The sequence below is a fragment of the Tenacibaculum piscium genome (genome assembly GCF_021390755.1).
GTDB lineage: Bacteria > Bacteroidota > Bacteroidia > Flavobacteriales > Flavobacteriaceae > Polaribacter > Polaribacter piscius.
In genome coordinates, this window is the sequence record NZ_JAJGWR010000001.1 from 140,961 (window position 1) to 163,863 (window position 22,903).

The 22,903-nt window shown below is 29.7% G+C and carries 28 protein-coding genes; 3 read left to right on the forward strand and 25 right to left on the reverse strand.

The annotated features are described in order from the left end of the window. Positions 1-97 precede the first annotated feature (97 nt). From L0U72_RS00650 to L0U72_RS00710, 13 genes are all read right to left on the reverse strand, one after another. A complete protein-coding gene (locus L0U72_RS00650; protein ID WP_233898140.1) occupies positions 98-310 on the reverse strand; it encodes a hypothetical protein in 213 nt (70 codons plus the stop codon). A 39-nt stretch (positions 311-349) separates the two neighbouring features. Then, positions 350-553, reverse strand: coding sequence for a hypothetical protein (locus L0U72_RS00655; protein ID WP_193706564.1), 204 nt, complete (start codon positions 551-553; stop codon positions 350-352). A gap of 125 nt (positions 554-678) precedes the next feature. Beyond that, positions 679-1,092 carry a hypothetical protein gene (locus L0U72_RS00660; protein WP_233898141.1) on the reverse strand — a complete coding sequence of 138 codons (414 nt, stop codon included), beginning with the start codon at positions 1,090-1,092 and terminating at the stop codon, positions 679-681. Positions 1,093-1,104: 12 nt separating this feature from the next. After that, positions 1,105-1,368, reverse strand: a complete 264-nt coding sequence (locus L0U72_RS00665) for a hypothetical protein (RefSeq protein WP_233886006.1) — start codon at positions 1,366-1,368, stop codon at positions 1,105-1,107. Between the two features lie 142 nt (positions 1,369-1,510). Next, positions 1,511-2,335 (reverse strand): hypothetical protein, encoded by an 825-nt coding sequence (locus L0U72_RS00670; protein WP_233898142.1) that lies wholly within the window; start codon positions 2,333-2,335, stop codon positions 1,511-1,513. Between the two features lie 58 nt (positions 2,336-2,393). Continuing rightward, positions 2,394-2,633, reverse strand: coding sequence for a hypothetical protein (locus tag L0U72_RS00675; RefSeq protein WP_233898143.1), 240 nt, complete (start codon positions 2,631-2,633; stop codon positions 2,394-2,396). A 116-nt stretch (positions 2,634-2,749) separates the two neighbouring features. Next, positions 2,750-3,013: a hypothetical protein gene (locus L0U72_RS00680; protein ID WP_233898144.1), complete on the reverse strand. Its 264-nt coding sequence runs from the start codon at positions 3,011-3,013 to the stop codon at positions 2,750-2,752. A gap of 16 nt (positions 3,014-3,029) precedes the next feature. Then, complete coding sequence (locus tag L0U72_RS00685; RefSeq protein WP_233898145.1) at positions 3,030-3,554, reverse strand: hypothetical protein; 525 nt, start codon at positions 3,552-3,554, stop codon at positions 3,030-3,032. A 28-nt stretch (positions 3,555-3,582) separates the two neighbouring features. Beyond that, positions 3,583-4,200 carry a P-loop NTPase family protein gene (locus tag L0U72_RS00690; protein WP_233898146.1) on the reverse strand — a complete coding sequence of 206 codons (618 nt, stop codon included), beginning with the start codon at positions 4,198-4,200 and terminating at the stop codon, positions 3,583-3,585. Positions 4,201-4,202: 2 nt separating this feature from the next. Continuing rightward, positions 4,203-4,868: a P-loop NTPase family protein gene (locus tag L0U72_RS00695; RefSeq protein WP_233898147.1), complete on the reverse strand. Its 666-nt coding sequence runs from the start codon at positions 4,866-4,868 to the stop codon at positions 4,203-4,205. Further along, on the reverse strand, positions 4,858-5,634 hold the full coding sequence (locus L0U72_RS00700; protein WP_233898148.1) for a DUF4373 domain-containing protein: 777 nt from the start codon (positions 5,632-5,634) through the stop codon (positions 4,858-4,860). Before L0U72_RS00700 ends, L0U72_RS00695 begins: the two co-directional genes overlap by 11 nt. Positions 5,635-5,755: 121 nt before the next feature. Continuing rightward, complete coding sequence (locus L0U72_RS00705) at positions 5,756-5,995, reverse strand: hypothetical protein (RefSeq protein WP_233898149.1); 240 nt, start codon at positions 5,993-5,995, stop codon at positions 5,756-5,758. After that, positions 5,995-6,222, reverse strand: coding sequence for a hypothetical protein (locus L0U72_RS00710; protein WP_233898150.1), 228 nt, complete (start codon positions 6,220-6,222; stop codon positions 5,995-5,997). The genes L0U72_RS00705 and L0U72_RS00710 overlap by 1 nt, the downstream gene beginning before the upstream one ends. Positions 6,223-6,378: 156 nt before the next feature. Between L0U72_RS00710 and L0U72_RS00715 the strand changes: the two genes are divergently transcribed. Next, the gene (locus L0U72_RS00715) at positions 6,379-6,720 is read left to right on the forward strand and encodes a hypothetical protein (protein WP_233898151.1); all 342 of its coding nucleotides are present in this window, start codon (positions 6,379-6,381) and stop codon (positions 6,718-6,720) included. A gap of 118 nt (positions 6,721-6,838) precedes the next feature. Next, positions 6,839-7,474 carry a hypothetical protein gene (locus L0U72_RS00720; RefSeq protein ID WP_233898152.1) on the forward strand — a complete coding sequence of 212 codons (636 nt, stop codon included), beginning with the start codon at positions 6,839-6,841 and terminating at the stop codon, positions 7,472-7,474. A 214-nt stretch (positions 7,475-7,688) separates the two neighbouring features. On the opposite strand, the gene L0U72_RS00725 is transcribed toward L0U72_RS00720, so the two are convergent. From L0U72_RS00725 to L0U72_RS00750, 6 genes are all read right to left on the reverse strand, one after another. Further along, complete coding sequence (locus L0U72_RS00725) at positions 7,689-8,489, reverse strand: DNA/RNA non-specific endonuclease (RefSeq protein WP_233898153.1); 801 nt, start codon at positions 8,487-8,489, stop codon at positions 7,689-7,691. A 21-nt stretch (positions 8,490-8,510) separates the two neighbouring features. Continuing rightward, positions 8,511-8,957 (reverse strand): acyl-CoA thioesterase, encoded by a 447-nt coding sequence (locus L0U72_RS00730; RefSeq protein WP_101918118.1) that lies wholly within the window; start codon positions 8,955-8,957, stop codon positions 8,511-8,513. Between the two features lie 88 nt (positions 8,958-9,045). Next, positions 9,046-10,119 (reverse strand): PepSY-associated TM helix domain-containing protein, encoded by a 1,074-nt coding sequence (locus L0U72_RS00735; protein WP_233898154.1) that lies wholly within the window; start codon positions 10,117-10,119, stop codon positions 9,046-9,048. 96 nt (positions 10,120-10,215) lie between these two features. Then, a complete protein-coding gene (locus tag L0U72_RS00740; protein ID WP_233898155.1) occupies positions 10,216-12,606 on the reverse strand; it encodes a TonB-dependent receptor in 2,391 nt (796 codons plus the stop codon). Positions 12,607-12,683: 77 nt separating this feature from the next. Further along, entirely contained in the window at positions 12,684-13,781 is a 1,098-nt protein-coding gene (locus tag L0U72_RS00745) for an ABC transporter permease (protein WP_233898156.1), read from the reverse strand. Positions 13,782-13,793: 12 nt separating this feature from the next. Continuing rightward, entirely contained in the window at positions 13,794-15,044 is a 1,251-nt protein-coding gene (locus L0U72_RS00750) for a mechanosensitive ion channel family protein (RefSeq protein ID WP_233861263.1), read from the reverse strand. A 184-nt stretch (positions 15,045-15,228) separates the two neighbouring features. On the opposite strand from L0U72_RS00750, the gene fabD reads away from it, so the two are divergent. Then, positions 15,229-16,131 carry an ACP S-malonyltransferase gene (fabD, locus tag L0U72_RS00755; protein WP_233896844.1) on the forward strand — a complete coding sequence of 301 codons (903 nt, stop codon included), beginning with the start codon at positions 15,229-15,231 and terminating at the stop codon, positions 16,129-16,131. Between the two features lie 117 nt (positions 16,132-16,248). Here the strand turns inward: fabD and L0U72_RS00760 are convergent, their stop codons facing one another. The 6 genes from L0U72_RS00760 to L0U72_RS00785 form a co-directional block, all read right to left on the reverse strand. Beyond that, on the reverse strand, positions 16,249-17,760 hold the full coding sequence (locus L0U72_RS00760; protein ID WP_233896845.1) for a choice-of-anchor I family protein: 1,512 nt from the start codon (positions 17,758-17,760) through the stop codon (positions 16,249-16,251). A 222-nt stretch (positions 17,761-17,982) separates the two neighbouring features. Further along, on the reverse strand, positions 17,983-18,990 hold the full coding sequence (gene galE, locus L0U72_RS00765; protein ID WP_101918111.1) for a UDP-glucose 4-epimerase GalE: 1,008 nt from the start codon (positions 18,988-18,990) through the stop codon (positions 17,983-17,985). Positions 18,991-19,019: 29 nt separating this feature from the next. Next, positions 19,020-19,430, reverse strand: coding sequence for an MFS transporter (locus tag L0U72_RS00770; RefSeq protein ID WP_101918110.1), 411 nt, complete (start codon positions 19,428-19,430; stop codon positions 19,020-19,022). 37 nt (positions 19,431-19,467) lie between these two features. Beyond that, the gene (locus L0U72_RS00775; protein ID WP_233898157.1) at positions 19,468-20,598 is read right to left on the reverse strand and encodes a DegT/DnrJ/EryC1/StrS family aminotransferase; all 1,131 of its coding nucleotides are present in this window, start codon (positions 20,596-20,598) and stop codon (positions 19,468-19,470) included. A gap of 122 nt (positions 20,599-20,720) precedes the next feature. Then, on the reverse strand, positions 20,721-21,455 hold the full coding sequence (locus L0U72_RS00780; RefSeq protein ID WP_233885827.1) for a nitroreductase family protein: 735 nt from the start codon (positions 21,453-21,455) through the stop codon (positions 20,721-20,723). A 29-nt stretch (positions 21,456-21,484) separates the two neighbouring features. Further along, complete coding sequence (locus L0U72_RS00785; protein ID WP_193700498.1) at positions 21,485-22,861, reverse strand: aldehyde dehydrogenase; 1,377 nt, start codon at positions 22,859-22,861, stop codon at positions 21,485-21,487. Positions 22,862-22,903: the final 42 nt, after the last annotated feature.

Consider the following 22,903-nt stretch of genomic DNA (forward strand, 5'->3'; position numbering starts at 1 on the left):
ATAGTTCGGTTTAAAAAAAGATATTCGTATTACAGTTAAATGTTAGTTGTAAAACATTAAAACGATTTCACAACAACATGTATAAATAATTAAAATACTACACCCACGTTCTTACAATGTTATTTTTTGCTAAATCAGATATTTGTAATTTATGCACCGTTTTATCATGCAGTCCATCACACAATACTTCTGCTTCTTTTAAAGTTTTTACACTTTCTACATAGTCCCACATATTTAACATAAAACTATCTTGTTTAATACTTAGTTGCACCAAATATCTATGTCCTTTTACTATATTTTGTTCTGTCATTTTATCCGTATTTTAACTATTCATACACAATGCGTTCCTTTATATATTAATCTCATCAAAATCAATTAGCTCTCTGTTAAAGTAATTTAACACAGCTTCGACCTCACTATCATCTAGGTTCTTTATCCTTTTAATATCATCTATTGGTCTATTTCGGTGCTTCGATACAACGTGCCAAACAACTTTTTTAAAACGATTATACGGCACGAATCTTAATTTAGCAGAAAGCATTGATTTTGTCATTTTTAAATACCTATTTTAAATAAATTTCTTATATTTGTAGTAGGTAGGATTTTTGTATTTTCCGACTGAATTTTTACTTTTAATAGCAATTTTTTAACCACTCTAAAAGGGTGGTTTTTTTTGCTTTAAACTATCATTATAATTATTGGCGGTGCTATCCAGCAAATGAAATTTATAATTAAATAAATTGGTGAACTACATACTTTTTTTGCATTTAAAATAGATGCTTCATGTCTTTTACTGTAATTCATAAAGCCAGCACCTATATTATAGTATATCCTTTTTTGAACATCATCTAATTCATTCCATTTTACCGAATTTTTCGAATTTCTGAAATAAATAAATCCAAAATATACCGATAATCCAAAGAAGAATAATCCGATATAAAGTAGGTAGTCTATTTCCAAAATTCCACCAATGGCTGATAAACTATAAAAGATGCAAAGAGGTGTAGCACCTCTTAACATATAAATTTCTTTTCCGAATATTTTGGTTAAATAACCTAAAGCAAAATGCTTCACTATTAATTTTCTAAACATAAATTATAATTTTTATTTTGTTTGTTTTTTCCCTCGGTAAAACTTCAATATATCAGCACGATTTTCAGCGTACCAATCGCAATAACCTTGATCCATTTCTTTTAACATTTCTTTTTCAGATGCTTCTTTTACCGTCCCTTTGTAAAATTCGTGAGCCGTTTTTAATCGTTCCGTTCCATCGACTATTTTATAAACGATTCTTGTTTCGTTATTTTCGGTTATTTTAGTGGTTGTTAAAAAATAAACGATGTTACCTTGAATGTTGTCATTACTCATATTTTCTATTGATTTTTGGTTAATTTGATTTTGATTTTTTTATCATTAAAAGCAATAAAAAGCTTACGATTAATGCAATTATTATTAGTACTAATAATAAGTTTGTGATAAAATAGTTGTAATCCATAGCGTTGAATTTTTGTTATTTCTTAATGTTTTTAGGATTCATTTCACATGATCCTTTGTGTCTATCTCTACCTTTTTTATTTTTCCATACAGAACTACAATAGGGGCAGGTTGTGTCAATACTATCTAATAAACTGATTTGATTTCCTGTTCTAATCTGTTCTGTTCTGTTCTGTTCCGATTCTGTTTTTTCTGTTTGAACCTGTTTTAGTTCTGTTATAATCTGTTCGGCATCTGTTCTGTTCTGTTCCGATTCTGTTTTTTCTGTTTGAACCTGTTTTAGTTCTGTTATAATCTGTTCGGTATCTGTTCTGTTCTGTTCCGATTCTGTTTTTTCTGTTTGAACCTGTTCTAGTTCTGTTATAATCTGTTCGGCATCTGTTCCGTTCTGCTCCAATTCTGCTTTTTCGGTTTTTTCTACTTTAAGAACAAAAACTTGATTTAACCAGTAACCGATATAAGTAACAAAACCGCAAAATATCAGTAAATTAATAATTTCAATCCAATCAGTTTTGTGCATAATATCTAAGATTACGCAAAGCATCAGAAAATCAAAAAACGCAATGGATACAATTACCCACTCTTTTTTTTCTGGAATATTAACAGCAATATTTAGCATTGCTTTTGCTACGAAATATCCAAAAAACAATGACGGAATTACACGTAAATAATCGTTTGGAATTAAATATTCAAACAGGATATAAAAAAAAGATGCCTGTTTTATGCCATAAAAAAGATTATAACTTTGAATAGATACGGCTAACGAACGCATAGAAGTCAGCGATTTATAAAGCGGTATTTTTGCCTGATTTTCTCGGAATATTTTTATTTGATTTAACATATTTTTTCAGCTTTAATTTTTTAATAAACAGGGCGATTTTAAACGCCCTATTTTAATTTTATGGCAACGCATCATAGTTCCATTTACTAAATTCTGTTTTAACTACTTTTGGAGGAGCGATAAATACATCTTTAATTTCCTTTTCTCCTTTATGAATACGCATTGATTTATTAGCGTATCTAGTTTTGTAATAAGATGCAACCTTAATAATACTTCTTTCTTCTTTTGTCGTAAGTATATTATTATCAGTCATATATTTTCTTATTTTTAAGTAAGAAACACCTGTCTTGCGGGACATTGTTATCATTGATTCTTTTAATCTATTTTTTATGATATAATCTTGATTATCTAAATCCATTTTTTTCAGCTTTAATTTTTTAATAAATAGGGCGGTTTTAAAGGCTCTGTTTTATTTTATTCTCTATCTCTATGTAAATCTTGTATTTCTAAAATCATTTCTGATTTTTCATTAAGAAATACACAGATAATATATCTTGGATACTCTTCACAAAGTTTTAAAAAATCAGATAATAAAATATGTGAATAGAATTTAAGTAAGTTTTTTCGATAACCCTTTGGAAGCAATTGAATAAGGCTTTTATTCTCTTTTATAATAGTTAAGTTGTATTTATATAAAAGGTCTTCTAAATAGATTTTGAACTCTTCTGATTTTTTCATCTTATTTTTTATTAAATTAAATAATTGCTTCTAACGTTTCAAACTTCACAACCCTATTAGTATTGCTATCTTTTTCTAAAGCGATACTGTATCTTGCCCTTTCTAAATCAATACTATTAACAAAAACAGTAGTTCCTATGCTAAAATCATAAATAGTCGATTTGGTTAAAATCACTTTGGCGCCTTTGTTTAATTTAGGTTTAATTTCATTTGCAATAACCCAACATCTAACATTATCGTCTTGCTTTTTACTAAATGAAATTTCTATCCATTCTAACAATTCTATGAAATCAGCATCAATTTCATATTCAGCAGCACCGTAACATTCTAAATATTTTGCTATTTCATATCCACTATCTTGAAAGCAAACACCAGTTAAGTCTGAAATTATATCAGATTTATCAGAATCCGAATTGCCAAAGCATATAATACGCTTTGCAATTTCATCAATTACTTCAGCATATTGCTGTGCTGTAATTCTTAACGGGCGTTCTTTTTGAAACGTTTCGCTGTCCGAGAATAATTTGCTTGTATTTTCCATTGTATTTTTATTTTTCAAGTTTAATTTTTTAATTCCAATTAATAATATTGCACATTTCTTGTATGTTTTCGGCTAATTTTCGTCCGTATCGCTTTGATATTTCTAACATTGATAAATCTGTTGTAATAAAAGTTTTAGCCTTGCTTAAATACCTGCTTTCTAAAATTTCGCCTATCAATTCATAATCATTAAAAGCTAAATCTTCAGATCCAAAATCAGTAATTAAAAAAGGGTTTAATTTTGCTTTTGTTAAATCAAAATCATGCCTTAAACTATTTTTTGAAAATTCATAAGCATTTACGAAAACACTTGCATAGCTCATCGAAAAAAAGGCTCTCTCAAATCCATATTTTTGATATATTTCATAACCAGCTTTTTGGATAATTTGTAATAAAACTGTTTTTGCTACGCATTTACTATTTCCGATAATTAGTAAACCTTTGTTTAAATTAGCTTTTTGGATAATTCCTTCTTCATTAAAATTTTCATCTCCAGAAAAATATCTTAAAACAGTTTTTAAAATCTTTTCGTACTGGATAGTTTCGTCAAACTTTCGTCCTGCTAAAATTATTTTTGAAGCTTCTTGAAACTCTTCCCAAAGTATTTCTTTTGGTATTTGATTTGATGTTTCTATTGTATTTTCCATGCTTATAAATTTGTTCTAAAAGAAGTGCCACGCCAATTGATAATATTGCACATTTCAGGCAAACGGTCTGCAACTCGAACTCCGTATCGTTCCAATATTTCAAGCATTGTTAAATTGGTGGTTATAAATGATTTTGCTTCATTTCTGTAACGTTCAAAAAGTACTTTTTCGAGTAATTCATATTGATTAAATGCCAAGGTTTCAACGCCTAAATCATCTATAAATAAAGTGCCTTTTTCGTATGATTTTAAATTAAAATCAGTACTAATTTTAGTTGAGTTCATAAAATCGGAAACAAAATTCCCGCAACTGATACCACGAGTAAAAAGTGTTCTTTTGATTCCGTATTTTTTGTAAATTTGAATACCTGTTTTTTGAAAAATTTCCATCAGTAATGTTTTTCCAACACCAATATTTCCAGAAATTAATAAACCTTTGTTTAAATCAGGATTATTTTTAATCAAACCAAACTCGTTAAAATGTTCAGAACCTGCGAAATACCTAAAGATTGTAGCGACTATTTTTTTATTTTCAGCATTTATAACAAACTTTTTACCGTCTAAAATTTCTTCTGAAACTTTTAAAAATTCCTGCCAAAACATTTTTTCAGGAATCGTTTCTATGGCTTTTTTAGCCATTATCTTTTTTAAAACGCCGTTAGTTATCATAATTTGAAAATTTTTCTTTTAAATCGTTGCTAGGTTCTAAATTTTGCCCTTGTTTACTTTGCCCTTGTTTACTTTTACTTTTAAAACTACTTTTTTTATCATTTGCCCACTGTTTTTCATTTTCCTGCCATTTTTCCAAGCGATTTTTTAAATTAAAAAACTTTTGTTCTTCAAAACGCATTTTTAAACCGCTTGTATCTTTTTCAGCCCAATAGTTAAAAAAGTTTTTTAAAATACTTTCAGGAAAATTGGTGTGGGTGAAAATTTCTTTTTTGAAATTTCCCTCTCTCTCTACTATATTTTCTTTTACTTTACTTTCCTTTACTTTACTTTGTGTACTTAATTGGGGTTTAGGTGTACTTAATTCGGGTTTAGGTGTATTTAATGTAGTTTCTACTGAATTAATAAGATTTATAGCGGGATTTATACGTGTTTGTTTTCTACCAGCGCTTTTAACAACTCTAGTCCAGAACTCTTGTACTTTTAAGTTTGTAATTACATTTTCACTCGATAGCAATTCTTTATTAAAAAGCTTCACTGAACAGCAAAAATTAATTACATCTTTTACAAGATTCTCTTTTACTTTTAGGCTATCGGCTACGTCAAAGGCAGAATCGGAATCCCACGCTAAAAAATGTCCTTTATCCCTGTAAATCTCTGTCAAAACAAACAAGTAAATTGTGAATCCCGAAGAACCATAACTACTTATTAAACGTCTAATTTTTCTATTTTGAAAAATATTTGTATCTACATTAAAATAATCCAAACCTGTTTTTTCAGGTCTTGCCATTTTAATTGATTTTAGAACTTTTATTTATAAATCTGTAATTTTCACTAAAAGCAATTCTTAAAAAGCTTCACTAAAAGCAAAAAATATTTAAAAGTTCTTATTTGTATTTTGCCTTTGCAAGGCGATTTCTTACTTTTTCATTATGATTTTCAACTAAATCATTATAAAAATATTCTTCTGTTAAATTAACAGGAAGCGGTTTTACAAACCTCTTTTTCTTTGCAGTTGGAGTTGGAGTAGTGGTAGGGGCAACAACTTTTAAAAACAAAGCTCTTTCTTCTTCATTAAGATTTCCGAAATGAAGCATTGCGTTTTCTATGTTGTTATCCTGTGCCATTATGCTACTCTTTCTACAAGTTCGTTTATAGGAGTTCCTAAATGTTCAGAAATAGCAAACAATACGTTATAGTGTGTTAAGAATTTATGATTGGTAGAAATTTGGCGTTCCAACGCTCTAACGGCAACACCTGAATCTCTTGATACTAAGGCAATTGTTACGGTATCTTTTAATTTTTCTAAAACTTCTTGCTTTAGAGTAAAATTTGGTACTATATTTGTTTTCATAGTTAAAATGTATTTGTATTTATGTATCGAACCAAACTTGGGGCTTCGTTCGGTACAAATATAGTAATATGTTTCTATATACAAGTAATATATTTCTATTAATTTATGACAGCGAAAGAAAAAATACGGCAATACCTTGTTTTTAAAGGGATTAGTATGAGTAAGTTCTCAAGAGAAATAGGTGTGTCTAATCGTTTTTTAGCTACGGACGGAACGATTATGTCAGATAAAATAAAAGTTATTAGAAATATATTTCCTGACTTAAATATAAGTTGGTTATTATTTGATGAGGGCGAAATGTTGGTTTCCGAAAAAAGCGAAAAAGCCGAAAAAAGCGAAATTGAAATAGAAAATAAAGAGTTAAAAGCAGAAAATAAAGAGTTAAATAAAGAAGTTCGAGAATTAAATAGAGAAAATAGAGAACTTAATACAGAAATAAGAAACCTGAATAATGAAATTATAGAACTTACTACTGGGAAATCTAAAAGAGTAGGCTAATAAGTAATAGTTTTATGAAAGTTGTTTTTAAAAAGTGAAAAATTAAAATACAAAGGGGCGTATTTGTCCCTCTGTGCTGAAAAAGAGAATTTAATAGTAAATTTAATAAATCTTAGTTATGAAGAATTTTTTTAAAGTAAGTTTAGTTGCAATAGTTTTAATGTTTGCTTCTTGTGATGACGGAGGAGAACCTACGGTATTTGATGATACATTAACTGTTAATGTTTTTTCTTTCAATAATGGAACAACCATGAGCGAGGTATCTGGAGCAAAAGTATTAGTTTATAAATCTTTGCAAGATGCAGCTGATGAAGAAAATTTAGTTACGCAAGGTTTAACAAATGAAAAAGGACAATTTGAAACATCAAAAAATATAGTAAAAGGAGTTAATTATTTTGTTACTGTTGAAAAAGATTGTCAAAATAATTTTATAAGTCTTTTTACAGGTAAAGAGAGTAATTATAAATCTGAAAGAACCACAGATGTTTCACAGTTAGCTACAATTTCAATAGATGAAACTGGAGTTGTAAAATTAGTAAATGGAAATGAATTTGGCGTTTTAGTTTTATTGGATAATGTAGAGATTGGTATTCTTAAAGCTGTTAATGTTGATGAATATGACGATGTGTATCTTAATTTATACGCTGGTTCATATAATGGTTTGAAATTATTTAATGCTAATACAAATGAAGAAATAAGTAGTTCTTTTATTAAAACTACGTGTGGAGGAGAAAATGATTATATTCTTAACTAAGAAAAGAAAATAAGCACCTTTAAAAGAGCCTATAAACAATTAAAAAAGTAGTTTTTGTTACTTTTTAAAGTATTGATTATCAGTTGTATTTTTTTGTATATCATTTACTTTTGAACTTAGGATCTAGTGCCGAAAGGTGTGAGAGTTCGAGTCTCTTCTCCCGTACTTAAATTATTAAAACCCTTAATTCTTTTGAATTAAGGGTTTTTTGTTTTTATCTAAAACTCCATGCTTTATAATTTGATGAGCGTTCTAATTTATCTTCAATATTGTCAGGTAATTCAGGGAAAAAATCGATACCTGTTTTTGCTTCTAATTCATCAATAGAAACTACAAATTCGTATAGTGGTCTTTTACTTTTTTTATGAGGCATTAAAAAAGCGATGGCTTTGATTTCAGGTTTTGTATAATCTAAAATTATTTTATAAAATTCTTTGGGAATCGATACTTTTTCTTTTCCAATGGTTCTTAATTTATTATTTAGAATACCACCTGTAATTACGTATATATTATCATGTTTCTTTGCCCAATAGCGTGTTTTTTCTTCTAATCTTAGCCAAATTCCAGCATTAAAACTATGTCTTTGTGGTGTAACATTAGAGGTGTAAAAAGTTTCATTATATGCTTCTACAGAATATTTTTTATCGGCAGCAGGACATAAATGACCTTTATCGTATCCTGATTTTTTATAGCTTTTATAATTTGCAGATCTTGTTTTTACTTTGGGATCATTAATAAAATAAGGACGCTTAATTTTAGTGGTATGAATATCGTTTTTACTTAAAGAATACGCTACCCATTCGGCTTGTTCATGTTTTTCGTTGTACGATAATTGATATCCATCATGCTTTACAACAACGCCCGTTGTAGAGGTTGGTAAATAATTAAAACCACTAGGATTACGGGTTGTTTGTGTAATATCGATAGCAGTATCATCAGGATTTGGTTTTAATAAGCATCCAGAAATAAGGACAATAATTGCTACGAATAATTTTATTTTTTTAGAGATACTCATTAAATATTCTTTACTATTATTTTAGTTGTTTTTTAAGATAATTTCTTGAAAATCAGCTGTTTTTTCAACTTGGTTAAAAATTGTTTGAAATTTTACAGGAGGTACTGATAATTTTCTTTTTACTAAATCTAACCAAGCTCCATACACGGTAATTACTGCGGATAAATCGCCTTTTTCATTAAAAACTTCATGTTGAATTTTCCAACGTTCGCCTTTGTTTGATAATCCAATAATTTTTAAATTTACCGAAATATCAGTTCCCATGTGAACTTCACGTAAAAATTTGGTATTTTCTTCAAATAAAATAGGACCTGTTTTTTCTTTGGTAAAATCTTGAATGGTAATATTATGTTCTTTAAAAAAACGCAATCGAACTTCGGCTGCATAATCGTTGTATGCAGTGTGTCGCATATGAATATTGGCATCAAAATCTGCCCATCGTGTTTTGAATTGTACGCTAAAACTCATCTGTTATTTTTTGATAACAAAAGTACATCATAATTTATAATATTAAAATTCAGTCAAACTGTTTTCAAAAATCATTTTTAATAATGGATTATCTACGTTTTTTATATAAATAAAAACGAATTCCTGTTATGTAAAGAATTAGTGGAATAAACCCTGTAATAAAAACTAAAATACGATGAAAAAAGCCGAATGATTCGCCAATATGAATTGGATACATTTGTGCTGTTATTCTCAAAGATAATGGATTTTTATAAAAAGAATTTATTTTAACTATTGTTAAATTTTTATCTGTAAAAATATCTGTTGATTTTCTAAGTCCACTTTCAATTTTAAGCGTATTTATAAACCTAAATCGATACTGTTCCTTTTTTTTTGAAGGATAATATATTGACCAAAGTTTATCATCAGGAAATAATCTTTTTGTTTGCTTTTCAATATCGAAAAAATCACCGATGTTGGTTTTATGAATACTAGAATTTTCTGCTATTTTATAGGCTGGCAATACCGATAATAATGTTCTATATTCTTTATAAAAAGTAAAATATGCTCCTGAAAAAGAAAGCGTTATTAATGGAATTATAAAATAAATTCCTGCTACTTTATGCAAATTATAATTAAATTTCTTTTTAGAAGAATACCAATTTATCGTAAACCCTTTTTTCCATCTTCTCTTATAACTTCTGTGCCACAATAAAAACCCTGAAATTAATATCAAAAAGCAAAAAATAAGAGATGATATTCCTATAATATAACTTCCATAAGGTTTAAAACATAAATTTCTATGAAGTTGTAACAGTGTTTTAAAAAAGGAGTTTGTTTTTAAATTACTTCCTAAATAAACACCCTTTTCAGGATGATAATAAGAAGTTGTTCCGTTTAAAAAAGTTAAAATAATGTAATTATTTTTTCGATAAGGAAGTTGTATCTTTTTTATAGAATCACCATGTATTTCTGTTAGTTTAGCGACTGTCTGAATATTTTTTTGATAAGATATTTTTGTTTTATCAAAAGTATCAATATGTAATTCTTTAGCTGTTAAATAAGAAGATATTTCAGGTTGCCAGACATATAAAGCACCTGTAATTCCTGAAAAAGAGACAATAGCTCCAACGGTTAAACCAAGCCATAAATGAAGTGTTTTAATTATTTTATAAGGTTTCATTTGCTAGGTATTATGTTACACTATTTATTAGAAAAAGCGAATGAAAATCATTCGCTTTTTATTTTGATAAAGTTACTTATTTGAATTCTTCACGAGTTAAAATTCATAAACTACGCCTAATTTGGCATTTATTCCTTCTCCTGCGGTAGTTTGATTTTTTAATGGTGCTGCCCATTGTGCTCTTGCAGGTAAAAAGAATTTATTTAATAGATTGTTTACGGCAACGGATAATTTTATATTATTTTTTATCGTGTATGTACTTGAAAAATTAAGCATTGTGTATCCTTTTACAGGTACTTCTCTGTAAGTATACGAATATATTCCTGCTTTTTCCTTCGGATTAAATCGATTGCGATTTCCTGTATAAATTAAACGTATTGATGATGTTAGCTTTTTTATTGGTTCAATAGTAATGTAAGCAGTTGTTTTAGGTGCAGAAATAACATCTCCTCCGATATAACTTAAATCATTTGGATTTTCAGGAGTATGTTTTAATCCTTCAACAAAAGAGTAAGAACCACCAAATTGTAATTTATCATTTAAGAAAGTAAAATCGGTAGCTACTTCAGCTCCATATATTTTTTGTGGATTTTTAGATTGTTCAAATCGATTAATATCATCATTAAAAATAAGTCCTAATCCGAAGTTTGAATTGCTGTAAAAACCTACTGCTTCAAAACGAATATGTTTAAATTTTGATAAAAATCCAAATTCGTAATTATTTGTTTTAATTGCGTTAATATCTAAAATATTTACATTATCAGCTTTTGCTGTTCTTAATGTTCTACCTAAATCAGGTAAAGAAAATCCTTGAGAATAACTTGCATAAGGTATAAATTCATCATTTTTAATATATCTAATTCCGATGTTTATAGCAGTATTTTTAAAATCTAAATCACCACCAATAACATTAATAGGATTTGTAAAATTGCCATCAAATTTAGATGAATACGGAAGTGTTGTAAAATCTTTAATACTCAATTTCATTGCATCATAACGAATACCTGTTTTTAATACCCAATCTTGATGATATTTAAATTTAGCTTGTAAATATGGAGCGTAGCTAAATAAATCTAAATTAGGAACCCATAAGCGTCCATCTAATAATCCTTGATTTGTTTTATCTTTTAAAACATCGACACCATAAGTAAAAGAGGTGTTTATAGCTGAATTAGTATTTAAAACAGTATGAAAATTGGGTCTAAAGCCTATTTTTTCTGAGTTTACAACAGATTGTCCGCCTCCAACAAATGATTGAGAGTAAAAAAATATATTTTTACTTTTTTGATAAAATATATCGGTATCTAAATTTGTTGTACCGTTAAAAATATCAGATAATTCATGTTTTAATTGTGCATTTGTAGTGGTAACTCCTGTTTCACTTCCTAGTATTGGATTTGTTGATGTTGGTAATATTCCTTTTCCTGGAGTTATTTTGTAATCTCCTTCTTTATTGAATACGGTTATTGATCCTAATGTAGCAACAAAAGGAGATTTTTGACGAGTTTGATAATGATTCGTCATTAAACTTAATTTTTGGTTGTCATTAAGTTGGTATCCTACTTTTAACAATCCGCTAAATGTTTTGGTGTTATCTAAACCATAAGTAGGCAGTAATACATCAGCATTTGCATCATATTTATTACCCGTTTGTTCGAAACTTCCAGAGGCAAAATATGAAAATTTATTAATATTTCCAGATAAAGATTGATACGCTCCCCATCCTAACGCATCTTTAGTTTTAGTTAGATTTGCCGTTTGCCACAAGTTTGTTGTACCGCTTAATTTTTTATATTTATGTGGTTTTTTAGTAATATAGTTTACAATACCACCATCTCCACCGTTACCGTAAATAGCAGTAGCTCCTTTTATAACTTCAACTTTAGCAATATCATTTGGGTTTAATGATTTCAATCCTACTTTCGCATTTCTAAGAGGAGTAGATTGTGGTATTCCATCGACCATTACAAGTAATTGTCTTCCTCGAAGTGTTTGTCCCCAGTTAGAATAGCTTCCAGTACTAGATGCTAAACCAGGAACCGAAAATTCTAAAATATCATTAATATTACTAGTTGTGGTATTTAATTTTTCTAACTCTTTTGTTCCTATAATTGTTATAGAAGCGGGTATTTCTGATATTTTTTCTGAAGTTCTTCCTGCAGAAATAACAACTTCATCTAATTTACTAGAATCTTCTTCTAAAGTTATGTTTAGGATTGTCGTATTTTTATTGATAATGATATTTTTAACTTCTGTTTTGTATCCTAAAGATTGAAATGTAATTAAATATGGTGTTTTTTCTAAGTTTTTTAATTCGTATTTTCCATCAAGATTTGTTGTTGTTCCTTTTTCTATTTTTTTTATAAAAATAGAGCTTCCTACAATTGGTTCTCCATGTTTATCGGTAATCGTTCCTGTTAATACATTTTGTGAGTAGGCACTGAGTATTGAGAATAATGTTATAAATAAAATTTTATATACTTTCATTTTGGTTATTTTTGGATGCAAAAATATGAATTATTCTTATTTAGAGTAAATAAAAATAATTATATTTTATATTTATTTTATCCTTTCACATCCAAGGCATCCCGAAGTGTATTTCCGATAAGCATAAAAGCCATGACCAAACTCATAATTGCGAATCCAGGAATTAAGGCTAAAAAAGGTTTTCCTAAAATGATATAATTATAATGATTTTTAATCATCGCTCCCCAAGATGGCGTTGGCGGTTGTGCGCCAATTCCTAAGAAACTCAAGCCACTTTCAATTAAAATTGCACCTGCAAAATTGGCGGCAGATATTACAATAATCGGGGCTAAAATATTAGGTAAAATATGCTTGAAAATAATTCTAAAATCAGAAAAACCTAAGGCTTTAGCGGCTTCTACATATTGTTGTTGTTTGGTGGTAATTACTTGTCCACGCACGACTCGTGCGACTTCGACCCACATGGTTAATCCCACGGCGATAAACACTTGCCAAAATCCTTTTCCCAAGGCTAAAGTGATGGCAATCACTAATAATAAGGTTGGAATCGACCATGTTATATTGATAATCCACATGATAAAAGCATCTATTTTTCCGCCAAAATATCCTGCAATTGCTCCCATCGGAATTCCGATTAAAAGCGAGATGAAAACAGCGATAAATCCGATAAAAAATGAAATTCTTGCCCCGATTAATAATCTGCTTAATAAATCGCGTCCATATTTATCAGTTCCAAACCAAAATGTTTTTTGTTGAATATATTTTTCAGGATGCTTTTTAAATTCTTTTTGAAATAAAGAAATCGGAATTATTTTTGATAAATTATCGGAATATTTTACAATTTCTAATTGATTTTCTTTTATTTGATACGATTTTATAGGAATTTCGGTAGGAATATTTTTTTTTCCATCCATAAAAACGGAAAACCACGATTCTTTTTCTGTTGATTTTGATGGGATTTGAAGCATCAATACTGAAAACAAAGGCGGTTTTGAATGAATTTCTAAATGCATTTGATTTGCTGAATTACTATTGTCAGGAGCAATTACGTAACAAAAAACAGCCATACATCCGCAGAAAAGTATAAACAAAAAGCTAAAAATACCCGTTTTACTTCGGATAAATTTTTGCATTGCTAATTGCCATAAAGAACCATTTTTTTTAGAATTCAGCATCAAAATAAATGATTATTGTTTAAGTGTTGAAATATCTGTTCCTGTTGGACTTTCAAAAATTTCTAAGTTAAAATAAGGAACACTCGCTAAAATATGGTCAAAAATATCAGCCATATCTCGTTCATAAGCAATCCACGATTTGTTTTTACAAAACGCATAAATTTCCAGCGGAATCCCATTTTCGGTAGGTTGCAATTGACGCGACATAAATAATAATTCTTGATTTATCTTCGGATGTAGTTTTAAATATTCGTCTAAATATTTACGAAACATTCCGAAATTTGTCAAATTCCTACCGTTAATCAAAATAGATTTATCAATGTTATTTGCTGAATTATAGGTTTTTACATCATTATAAGCTGTTGTTACATACTCTTTCAACAAGGCTATTTTTTTATAATCGGCAACTTCTTCATCCGTTAAAAAGTGAACGCTATTTATTTTAATAAATACTGAACGTTTTATTCTACGTCCGCCAGAATTATCCATCGCACGCCAGTTTTTAAAGGATTCAGAAATCAATGAATAGGTAGGAATACTCGTTACAGTATTGTCGAAATTTTGAACAATTACTGAGGCTAAATTAATCGCCGTTACGTTTCCATCGGCATTGTATTTGTCAATCGTAATCCAATCATTTAAACGCACGGTGTCGTTTACTGTTATCTGAATACTCGCTACAAAACCTAAAATGGTATCCTTAAAAATAAGTAATAATACTGCCGAAAAAGCTCCCAAAGCGGTTAAAAAACGAATCAGTGGTTTGCCTGTAATTATCGAAAATGAAATGATAAAACCAATAATCCATAAAATAATCATGAAAATTTGAACATAACTCTCCAAAGGCTTGTCTTTAAAGGCAATTAAAGTGCGTAAAAAATCTTTAATGGTCAATAAAACACTTCGGATAAACCAAATAATCGAAAATAAAATAGCTAAATTAATAAATCGCTGTCCGTAGTTTAACGAATTTGGAAAATCAACTAAAATAGCAGAAAGTAATGAGTACAAAAATATAAACGCAAAAATTCGTGAAATATTTAAAAATACTCGATTCTCCAGTAGAAAATCATCAAAATTATTTTTTGTTTTGACAACTAATTTTTTTATAAATCGTGTTCCGTAATGACGAAATAATTTAAAAAATATATAGCCTAAAATTCCGACAACAAGTAAATTAGCGATCAAATTTAAGTTGATTGCTAATGTTTCTGATATTGAAAAATGATTCTTGAATAGTCGATAAAAAGATTTAGTTATCATAGTTTTATTTGAATCTCAAAATTGAACATCAAAAGTAGGTATTTATTAGGCAACTTTTAAACTGATTTTTTAGTATTCTTAATCCTTTTAAAAAGCAACAAATTAAGAATGATTTTAAAAATGTGTATGTTTGTAATGTAAAAAATAAAGAGTAGATACATACAATATAAAAAATTAATAAAAAATGAAAGCATATATTTTTCCTGGTCAGGGAGCGCAGTTTACAGGAATGGGATTGGATTTATATGAGAAATATCCGATAGCTCAAGAACTTTTTGAAAAAGCCAATGATATACTCGATTTTAGTATTACTGATGTAATGTTTGAAGGTTCTGCAGAATCTTTGAAACAAACAAAAGTAACGCAACCCGCTATTTTTTTACATTCGGTAATTTTAGCAAAGGTTTTAGGTGATACTTTTCAGCCAGAAATGGTCGCAGGACATTCGTTAGGAGAATTATCGGCATTGGTTGCAAATGGTGTTTTATCTTTTGAAGATGGCTTAACTTTAGTTTCAAAACGAGCTTTGGCGATGCAAAAAGCCTGTGAAATAAAGCCGTCAACCATGGCAGCTGTTTTAGGTTTAGAAGATAAAATAGTGGAAGATATTTGTGCCGAAATTGATGGTGTGGTAGTAGCGGCAAACTATAATTGTCCTGGTCAATTAGTGATTTCAGGAGAAGTAACAGCTGTTGAAAAAGCCTGTGAAGTATTAACAGAAAAAGGTGCAAAAAGAGCGATTATGTTACCTGTTGGTGGGGCATTTCATTCACCAATGATGGAACCTGCTCGTGAGGAATTAGCAAAAGCAATTCAAGAAACTACTTTTAATACACCGACTTGTCCTGTGTATCAAAATGTAGTAGCGAAAGCAGTTTTAAATCCTGATGAAATTAAAGAAAATTTAATAGCACAATTAACCGCTCCAGTAAGATGGACGCAGTCTATTCAAGCGATGATTGCTGATGGTGGAACTGAATTTATTGAAGTTGGACCTGGGAAAGTATTACAAGGTTTGATGCGTAAAATTGATAGAAGTGTTACTGCAAGTGCAGCAGTTTTACCTGTAGAATCAACTGAAATTTAAGATTATTTCAATTAAATTTTAAGTGAATTTATACCAATAAAAAACCTCAAACTAAATAGTTTGAGGTTTTATTTTGTGCTAATATTATATTTCTAGCTATTTCAAGAAAATAAAATATTAGTTATTTTCGTAAAAAGTAACGGTTCCGCTATCTTCATTAGAAACTACTAATAAAGCTTTTCCTGTTGGGCTGTCTTCGGCAGATATTGCCAATAAACCTTCAGGACCTTCATCGCCATCGTGCGATAAAATGTTTAAAAATAGGGGTGAAGTTGGGTTAGTAACATCATACATTAAAACTTGATCGTTTCTTTCTAAACCAACAAATAAAATATAACGCTCATTTCCGATATTTAAAATCTCAACACTTTCAGGTTCAGCACCTTTGTCATCACTTCTTTTATCGTTATCATTAAAACGGCTTTGTGTAGCTTTTAATGTTTCTGTTGCAATGCTGTTTCCACTATCGTATAAAAGTGTACCATTATCACCCGACCACACACTAAACGAACGTGCTCCATAACTATAAAGTTCTTCAAATTTCCCGTCATTATTGGCATCGCCTAAAGTAGTTGTTGTTTTTAAACGTCCTAAATTAGCTTTGTCTAAATAATTTAAAGAGGCATCAAAAACGGTTTCATCTAACGTTAAATCTTCCATTCGAACTTCTTCGCTAAAACCTTTATAATCTCTAGCATCTCCTTCATTTGCAGAGAAAATATAATCGATTCCGTTAATATTTGCATATTTAATAGCATCTGGTTGATAGATTCCTTTTACTGGCCAGTTTTTTAATTCTTTTTTATCATCTTTATCACTGGCATCCATGCTATTTTTAGCAAGATTATAATCTTTAAAACCTAATGGATAAATTGCTTCAATCGTTTTTGAGGCTAAATTTATTTTTGCGATTCCGTTATTTTCTTGCAGAGAAACCCAAGCTGTTTTTGAATCATCAGAAATAGCAATATATTCTGGTTCAACATCTTGCGATAAAGAAGCATTTGGTCCAAAAACTCGAAATCCTTTTGATGTTAAATCCTTTTTTTGAGCTTCGAAAGCATCAAAATTTAAGGTTGTTACTGCTTTACTTTTAATATTGATAATACTAATTGTTCCTTCAGGATCATTGGTATAGTCATCGTTTGGTTCGCCTTCATTTGCTGAAATAATTGTTTTTCCATCAGGAGAAAAAGCTACCATATCAGGTAATGCTCCTACGGTAAATTCACTAATTAAGGAATTATCCGAAGTATTGTACAATAAAATTTTTCCGTTATTTTGTTTGATAGTTGCTTCTACAGCAACGGCTAATTTTCCGTCAAGAACGGCAACACTGTTTGGCGAACCATAACTCGTAAGATTTATGTTACTTTTTTTTGGATTATTGATGTCTGAAATATCGTTTATTGCTATTTGATTAGCTTCCACATTAACTGTAAATAATTTTTTCGATATTTTATCGAAAGCTGAAATTTCTGAAGCGCCTTCACCACCAATTTTGATACTTGTTTTATAACTAAAATTTACGTCTGTATTTATTGATTTTTTTACAGATTCGTCATCATTTTGACAGCCGATTGCCAAAACACTTAAAGTGCTTAAAATAATTTTTTGAAATGTTTTCATCAGTAATTTTTAGGTAGTTTTTAAAATTGTTTTTAAGTCGTTTTTATTGCTACAAAACTGATGTATTTCTTTGATATCAATGTTATGAAAACAGTAATTAATAGTCAATTTGATATTAATTACAAGATATTAAGTTGTATAAAAAATACGATACAATATTTTTATATCGCATCGTATTTTAGAAAAAATTATAAGGTTGAAAAATAAATTATATAAATTTTTTTACTGATTTTCTTGCCATTTCCAAGAAGATAATAAGGCTTCTTCTAAGGTTTTTTCGGTTTTCCAATTCAGTTCTTTATTAGCGATGGTGGTATCGGCATAAATTGCTTTTATATCTCCAGCTCTTCTTTTTACAATTTTATAATTTAGTTTTTTTTGGGTAGCTTTTTCAAAAGCATTAATAATTTCTAAAACAGAACTTCCTGTTCCTGTTCCAATATTAAAAAGTTCGAATTGTTGTTTATTTTTTTTATTTAATAAGCGTTCTAAAGCGATAATATGAGCTTTTGCTAAATCGACTACATGAATATAATCCCGAATTGCGGTTCCGTCAGGTGTATCGTAATCATCGCCAAAAACGGCTAATTCTTTTCTGATTCCTGCGGCAGTTTGGGTTACGTACGGAATTAAATTTTGAGGAACGCCGTTAGGGAGTTCACCAATTTTTGCACTTTCATGTGCGCCTATCGGATTAAAATAACGCAATGTAATGGCATTAAAATCATAAGCTTTACAACTTTCTTGAATGATTTCTTCACCAATTTGTTTGGTGTTTGCGTATGTTGAAGCGGCTTTATTAGAAGGAGTATTTTCAGTGATAGGTAATTTTTCAGGTGTTCCATAAGCCATACAAGAGGAACTAAAAATAAAATTATCTAGTTTTCTATTTCGGATTTCTTGCAATAAATAAATTAAGCTATTGATGTTATTTTCATAATAATCTAACGGATTTTGAACACTTTCACCAACGGCTTTAAAAGCGGCAAAATGAATAATTCCATCAACAGTATTGTTTTCAAAAAAAGTAGTAACGTTTTGTTTTACACGCAAATCAAATTGATGAAAATCAGGTTTTACGCCTGTTATTTCGGTAATTTTATCTAAAACCGCAATGTTGGAATTAGATAAATCATCAATAATAATAACTTTAAAACCTTTGTTTTGCAACTCGACAACGGTATGAGAACCGATAAATCCTAAACCGCCAGTAACTAATATCTTTTTCATGATTTTTGTTATTTTATTGTTCTTATTTTTTAAAGATTAGGCTTTTTAATATTTAAAAGTTCGAATATCTTTTCATCTTTTGGAGCTAGTAAAATCATATAAAATAAAAGGATAACACCAAAAAGAATAAAATCGGGTTTTAAAAGCAGTATCAAAAAACAAGCGATTTCTAATATCGCCCACTTAAAAATAGAAGCACGTTGATAAATATCAAATTTTTGTGTATCAGTAGTTTCTTTTTGTATGTTTTTTAAAATATTTTTAAACACAAAATTACTGATTACATAAGCTGTTGCGGGAATAAAAGAATAAATTAAGGAGGCGTTATCGATTTCTAAATTTAAGATATTTTTAAAATCACCGATTAAAAAATATGCCAAAGTTACTCCTGCAACTAGTGCTAAATGAATTATTTTAAGTGTTTTTATTTTTTGATTCATGCTTTTTAATGACTGTTTTAGATAAAAAATTATAGCATTATTCTCCTATAAAATCTAAAATTGTTTTGGTGATGAAAGTTAATTGTTCTTCGTCTAATTCGGTATGCATCGGCAATGAAATAACTTGTTCAATTAATTGATTAGTTACTTTAAAATCATCTTCATTGTAGCGTTCGTCTTTATAGGCTTTTTGGGCGTGTAAAGGCACGGGATAATAAATCGCATTTGGAATATTATTGTCTAATAAATGCTGATGTAATTCGTTGCGTTTTCCGTTGGTAATTCTCAAGGTATATTGATGAAAAACATGTGTTGAGAAATCGCTAATTGTTGGTGTTATAATGTTTAAATTAGTAGCAAAAGCATCAGAATAATAAGCGGCAGCTTTTCTACGAGCATCACAAAAACTATCTAATAATGGTAATTTTATTTGTAAAACTGCGGCTTGTAAACTGTCTAAACGAGAATTTACACCAACCACATCATGATAATAACGTTTGTACATTCCGTGATTTACAATTCCTCGAATGGTGTGTGCTAAATCATCATCATTGGTGAAAATTGCGCCACCATCACCATAACAACCTAAGTTTTTAGAAGGGAAAAAAGAAGTCGTTCCTACGTTTCCAATAGTTCCAGATTTCTTTTTTGTTCCGTCAGAAAATGTATAATCGGCACCAATTGCTTGGGCGTTATCTTCGATTACAAACAAATTATGTTCTTTCGCTATTTCCATTACGGCTTCCATATTGGCACATTGCCCAAATAAATGAACAGGTACAATAGCTTTTGTCTTTGGTGTAATCGCCTTTTTTAAAGCCTCAATATTGATGTTGAAAGTATCTAAATCTACATCAACTAAAACAGGCGTTAACTTTAATAATGCAATAACTTCTACGGTTGCAGCGAAGGTAAAATCGGCAGTAATTACTTCATCACCTTGTTCTAAACCCAACCCCATCATGGCGATTTGCAACGCATCAGTTCCGTTAGCACATGGAATTACGTGTTTTACGTCTAAATATTTTTCTAAATCGGAAGCAAATCCTTTAACTTCAGGACCTCCAATATAGTAGGCAGTGTCTAAAACACTTTCAAAAGCTTTGTTTACTTGCGGTTTTATTTTTGCATATTGACCTTGTAGGTCAACCATTTGAATTTTTTTCATCAGAAAAATGAATTTGTTAAGCATCAAAAATACGAATTAAATTTCTCTTATCTTTGAAGAAAAGAGTTGATAAATAAGCGTATTTAAGGCTTTTTTTTATTGATATAATTTTTTATAGATGCTTATATTTCTTTATAAACTTCATTAAAAGGGATTCTAAAACGTTCGCCATATACGCCTTTTTCGGTTCGGATTCCACAGCTTACAATCATGTTAATTTCTGCACTTCGTGGGATGTTTAGTAACCGTTTTACACGCCAAGTATCGGCACCTTCCATCGGGCAAGTATCGTAGCCTTCTGCTGCCATTGAAAGCATAAAATTTTGTGCTGCCAATCCTGTTGATTTATGTGCTACAATTCGCATATCGCTATTGCGAACCTCTCGATATATTGGACGAAATAATCCTGTGATTAAAATAATTAGATATTTTAACCAACCAAAAATTCCCAAGAAATCAAAATAGGTAAACGGAATAATTTTTCCGTAATAAGTTCGTGCCATTTTCTCTCGACTAGTTTGCTTTTCTTTGGGCGTATCTTTTCCAAAAGTAGCATCTAAAACGGCTAAATTTGCTTTTACACGTTTTTTCCAGACATCTTTTCGAGTTACAAAAACGACCAATTGTTGTGCTGTTTTAGCAGCATTTTGATTAAAACATAGTGGCGCCATTTTAGCAATTGTATCTTTTGAGGTAATATGATAAAATTCCCACAATTGCATATTGCTACTATTTGGAGCGAGTGTTGCTTGTTCGATACATTTTTTTACAATGCTACTTTCAATTGATTTTTCGGCGTCAAAAACTCTAACAGAACGCCTAAAGTTAATGGCTTGTGATACTGTTTTTTCTATCATTTTAGGTTGATTTAATCAAAAAATTAAAATTATGAACTTATTTTCAAGAGTCTTTTTAATGATGCTAATTTCCCTTTGTATGGGGCGTATCGAATAGAAATATCTAACCAATTTCCTCTGGTAACGACACTTTTTTTATGAGAAAAAGTATCAAAAGTTTTTTTACCATGATAACTCCCGATACCACTTTGTCCAACGCCTCCAAAAGGCAAGCGATGATTTACAAAATGAACCATGGTATCATTAACAGTACCACCTCCGAAGGCATATTTTGCAATCAATTTTTTAGCAAAATGTTGGCGTGTGGTAAAAATATAAAATGCCAATGGTTTATCATATTTCGTAATAATGGTATCCAGTTCTTTTTCTTGTTGATATGAAATTAACGGAAATATAGGACCAAATATTTCTTCTTTCATTACCTGGCTATCTAGGTTTGGTTCGTTGATAAGTGTTGGCGAAATATAGCATTCTTTTTTATCTATTTTTCCTCCAATTAGGCAATTTTCATTTTTTAAAAGTAGTGCTAATCGGTCAAAATTTTTGGTATTTACAATTCTTGGAAAATCGGCTGAATTTTGAGGATTTTCTCCGTAGGCATTTATTATTTCTTCTTTAAAATGAATAATAAATTTTTCTTTCACAGAGTGATGAATCAACAAATAATCAGGAGCGATACAAGTTTGTCCAGCATTGACAAATTTTCCCCAAACTAAGCGTTTTGCAGCTAGTTTTATATTGGCAGTTTCATCAATAATACAAGGACTTTTTCCGCCTAATTCTAGGGTTGTTGGAGTAAGATGTTCGGCGGCTGCTTTGGCGATAATTTTTCCTACGGGAACACTTCCTGTAAAAAAAATATAATCCCAACGTTGTTTTAATAATTCTTGTGATGTAGCCACGCCACCTTCTAGAACAACAACATGATTTTTGTCAAATACGGCAGTTATAATTTCTTGAGTTATTTTACTGACGTTTGGTGTTAGTTCAGAGGGTTTTAAAATCACGGTATTTCCAGCTGAAATAGCACCTATAAGCGGTGCAAATGCTAGTTGATATGGATAATTCCAAGGGGCGATAATTAAAACAGCTCCGTAGGGTTCATTATATATTTTAGCTGATGAAGGAAAGTTTAAAAGTGTTGGTAAAACTCGTGTTGGTTTGCTCCAGGAATGACAGTTTTTAATCGCCATTTTCAATTCACTTAATACGATAGAAGTTTCTGTTAATACAGCTTCGTATGCTGATTTTTTAAAATCATTATATAAGGCTTTTATAATATCGTCTTCTCTTCTGATAAGTTCTTTTTGAAGCTTTTTTAAAGCAGTTATTCTAAAAGAAATATCTTTAGTTTGCTGTGTTGTGAAAAAGTTTTTTTGAGTTTGTACTATATCAGGAATACTCATGGTTAAAATTTGTTTAAAGATACAAATTTAACCGTTTCTTTT

Excerpts from the sequence above, each read along its gene's own strand:
- L0U72_RS00705 (WP_233898149.1), bottom strand. The coding sequence starts at position 5,995 with ATGGCACAGGATAACAACATAGAAAACGCAATGCTTCATTTCGGAAAT.
- L0U72_RS00775 (WP_233898157.1), bottom strand. The coding sequence starts at position 20,598 with ATGAAAAAAATTCAAATGGTTGACCTACAAGGTCAATATGCAAAAATA.
- L0U72_RS00770 (WP_101918110.1), bottom strand. The coding sequence starts at position 19,430 with ATGAATCAAAAAATAAAAACACTTAAAATAATTCATTTAGCACTAGTT.
- L0U72_RS00660 (WP_233898141.1), bottom strand. The coding sequence starts at position 1,092 with ATGTTTAGAAAATTAATAGTGAAGCATTTTGCTTTAGGTTATTTAACC.
- L0U72_RS00750 (WP_233861263.1), bottom strand. The coding sequence starts at position 15,044 with ATGATAACTAAATCTTTTTATCGACTATTCAAGAATCATTTTTCAATA.
- L0U72_RS00680 (WP_233898144.1), bottom strand. The coding sequence starts at position 3,013 with ATGAAAAAATCAGAAGAGTTCAAAATCTATTTAGAAGACCTTTTATAT.
- fabD (WP_233896844.1), top strand. The coding sequence starts at position 15,229 with ATGAAAGCATATATTTTTCCTGGTCAGGGAGCGCAGTTTACAGGAATG.
- L0U72_RS00665 (WP_233886006.1), bottom strand. The coding sequence starts at position 1,368 with ATGAGTAATGACAACATTCAAGGTAACATCGTTTATTTTTTAACAACC.
- L0U72_RS00655 (WP_193706564.1), bottom strand. The coding sequence starts at position 553 with ATGACAAAATCAATGCTTTCTGCTAAATTAAGATTCGTGCCGTATAAT.
- L0U72_RS00780 (WP_233885827.1), bottom strand. The coding sequence starts at position 21,455 with ATGATAGAAAAAACAGTATCACAAGCCATTAACTTTAGGCGTTCTGTT.
- L0U72_RS00690 (WP_233898146.1), bottom strand. The coding sequence starts at position 4,200 with ATGGAAAATACAATAGAAACATCAAATCAAATACCAAAAGAAATACTT.
- L0U72_RS00675 (WP_233898143.1), bottom strand. The coding sequence starts at position 2,633 with ATGTCCCGCAAGACAGGTGTTTCTTACTTAAAAATAAGAAAATATATG.
- L0U72_RS00730 (WP_101918118.1), bottom strand. The coding sequence starts at position 8,957 with ATGAGTTTTAGCGTACAATTCAAAACACGATGGGCAGATTTTGATGCC.
- L0U72_RS00745 (WP_233898156.1), bottom strand. The coding sequence starts at position 13,781 with ATGCTGAATTCTAAAAAAAATGGTTCTTTATGGCAATTAGCAATGCAA.
- L0U72_RS00710 (WP_233898150.1), bottom strand. The coding sequence starts at position 6,222 with ATGAAAACAAATATAGTACCAAATTTTACTCTAAAGCAAGAAGTTTTA.
- L0U72_RS00670 (WP_233898142.1), bottom strand. The coding sequence starts at position 2,335 with ATGTTAAATCAAATAAAAATATTCCGAGAAAATCAGGCAAAAATACCG.
- L0U72_RS00725 (WP_233898153.1), bottom strand. The coding sequence starts at position 8,489 with ATGAGTATCTCTAAAAAAATAAAATTATTCGTAGCAATTATTGTCCTT.
- L0U72_RS00715 (WP_233898151.1), top strand. The coding sequence starts at position 6,379 with ATGAGTAAGTTCTCAAGAGAAATAGGTGTGTCTAATCGTTTTTTAGCT.
- L0U72_RS00760 (WP_233896845.1), bottom strand. The coding sequence starts at position 17,760 with ATGAAAACATTTCAAAAAATTATTTTAAGCACTTTAAGTGTTTTGGCA.
- galE (WP_101918111.1), bottom strand. The coding sequence starts at position 18,990 with ATGAAAAAGATATTAGTTACTGGCGGTTTAGGATTTATCGGTTCTCAT.
- L0U72_RS00720 (WP_233898152.1), top strand. The coding sequence starts at position 6,839 with ATGAAGAATTTTTTTAAAGTAAGTTTAGTTGCAATAGTTTTAATGTTT.
- L0U72_RS00740 (WP_233898155.1), bottom strand. The coding sequence starts at position 12,606 with ATGAAAGTATATAAAATTTTATTTATAACATTATTCTCAATACTCAGT.
- L0U72_RS00685 (WP_233898145.1), bottom strand. The coding sequence starts at position 3,554 with ATGGAAAATACAAGCAAATTATTCTCGGACAGCGAAACGTTTCAAAAA.
- L0U72_RS00650 (WP_233898140.1), bottom strand. The coding sequence starts at position 310 with ATGACAGAACAAAATATAGTAAAAGGACATAGATATTTGGTGCAACTA.
- L0U72_RS00695 (WP_233898147.1), bottom strand. The coding sequence starts at position 4,868 with ATGATAACTAACGGCGTTTTAAAAAAGATAATGGCTAAAAAAGCCATA.
- L0U72_RS00735 (WP_233898154.1), bottom strand. The coding sequence starts at position 10,119 with ATGAAACCTTATAAAATAATTAAAACACTTCATTTATGGCTTGGTTTA.
- L0U72_RS00785 (WP_193700498.1), bottom strand. The coding sequence starts at position 22,861 with ATGAGTATTCCTGATATAGTACAAACTCAAAAAAACTTTTTCACAACA.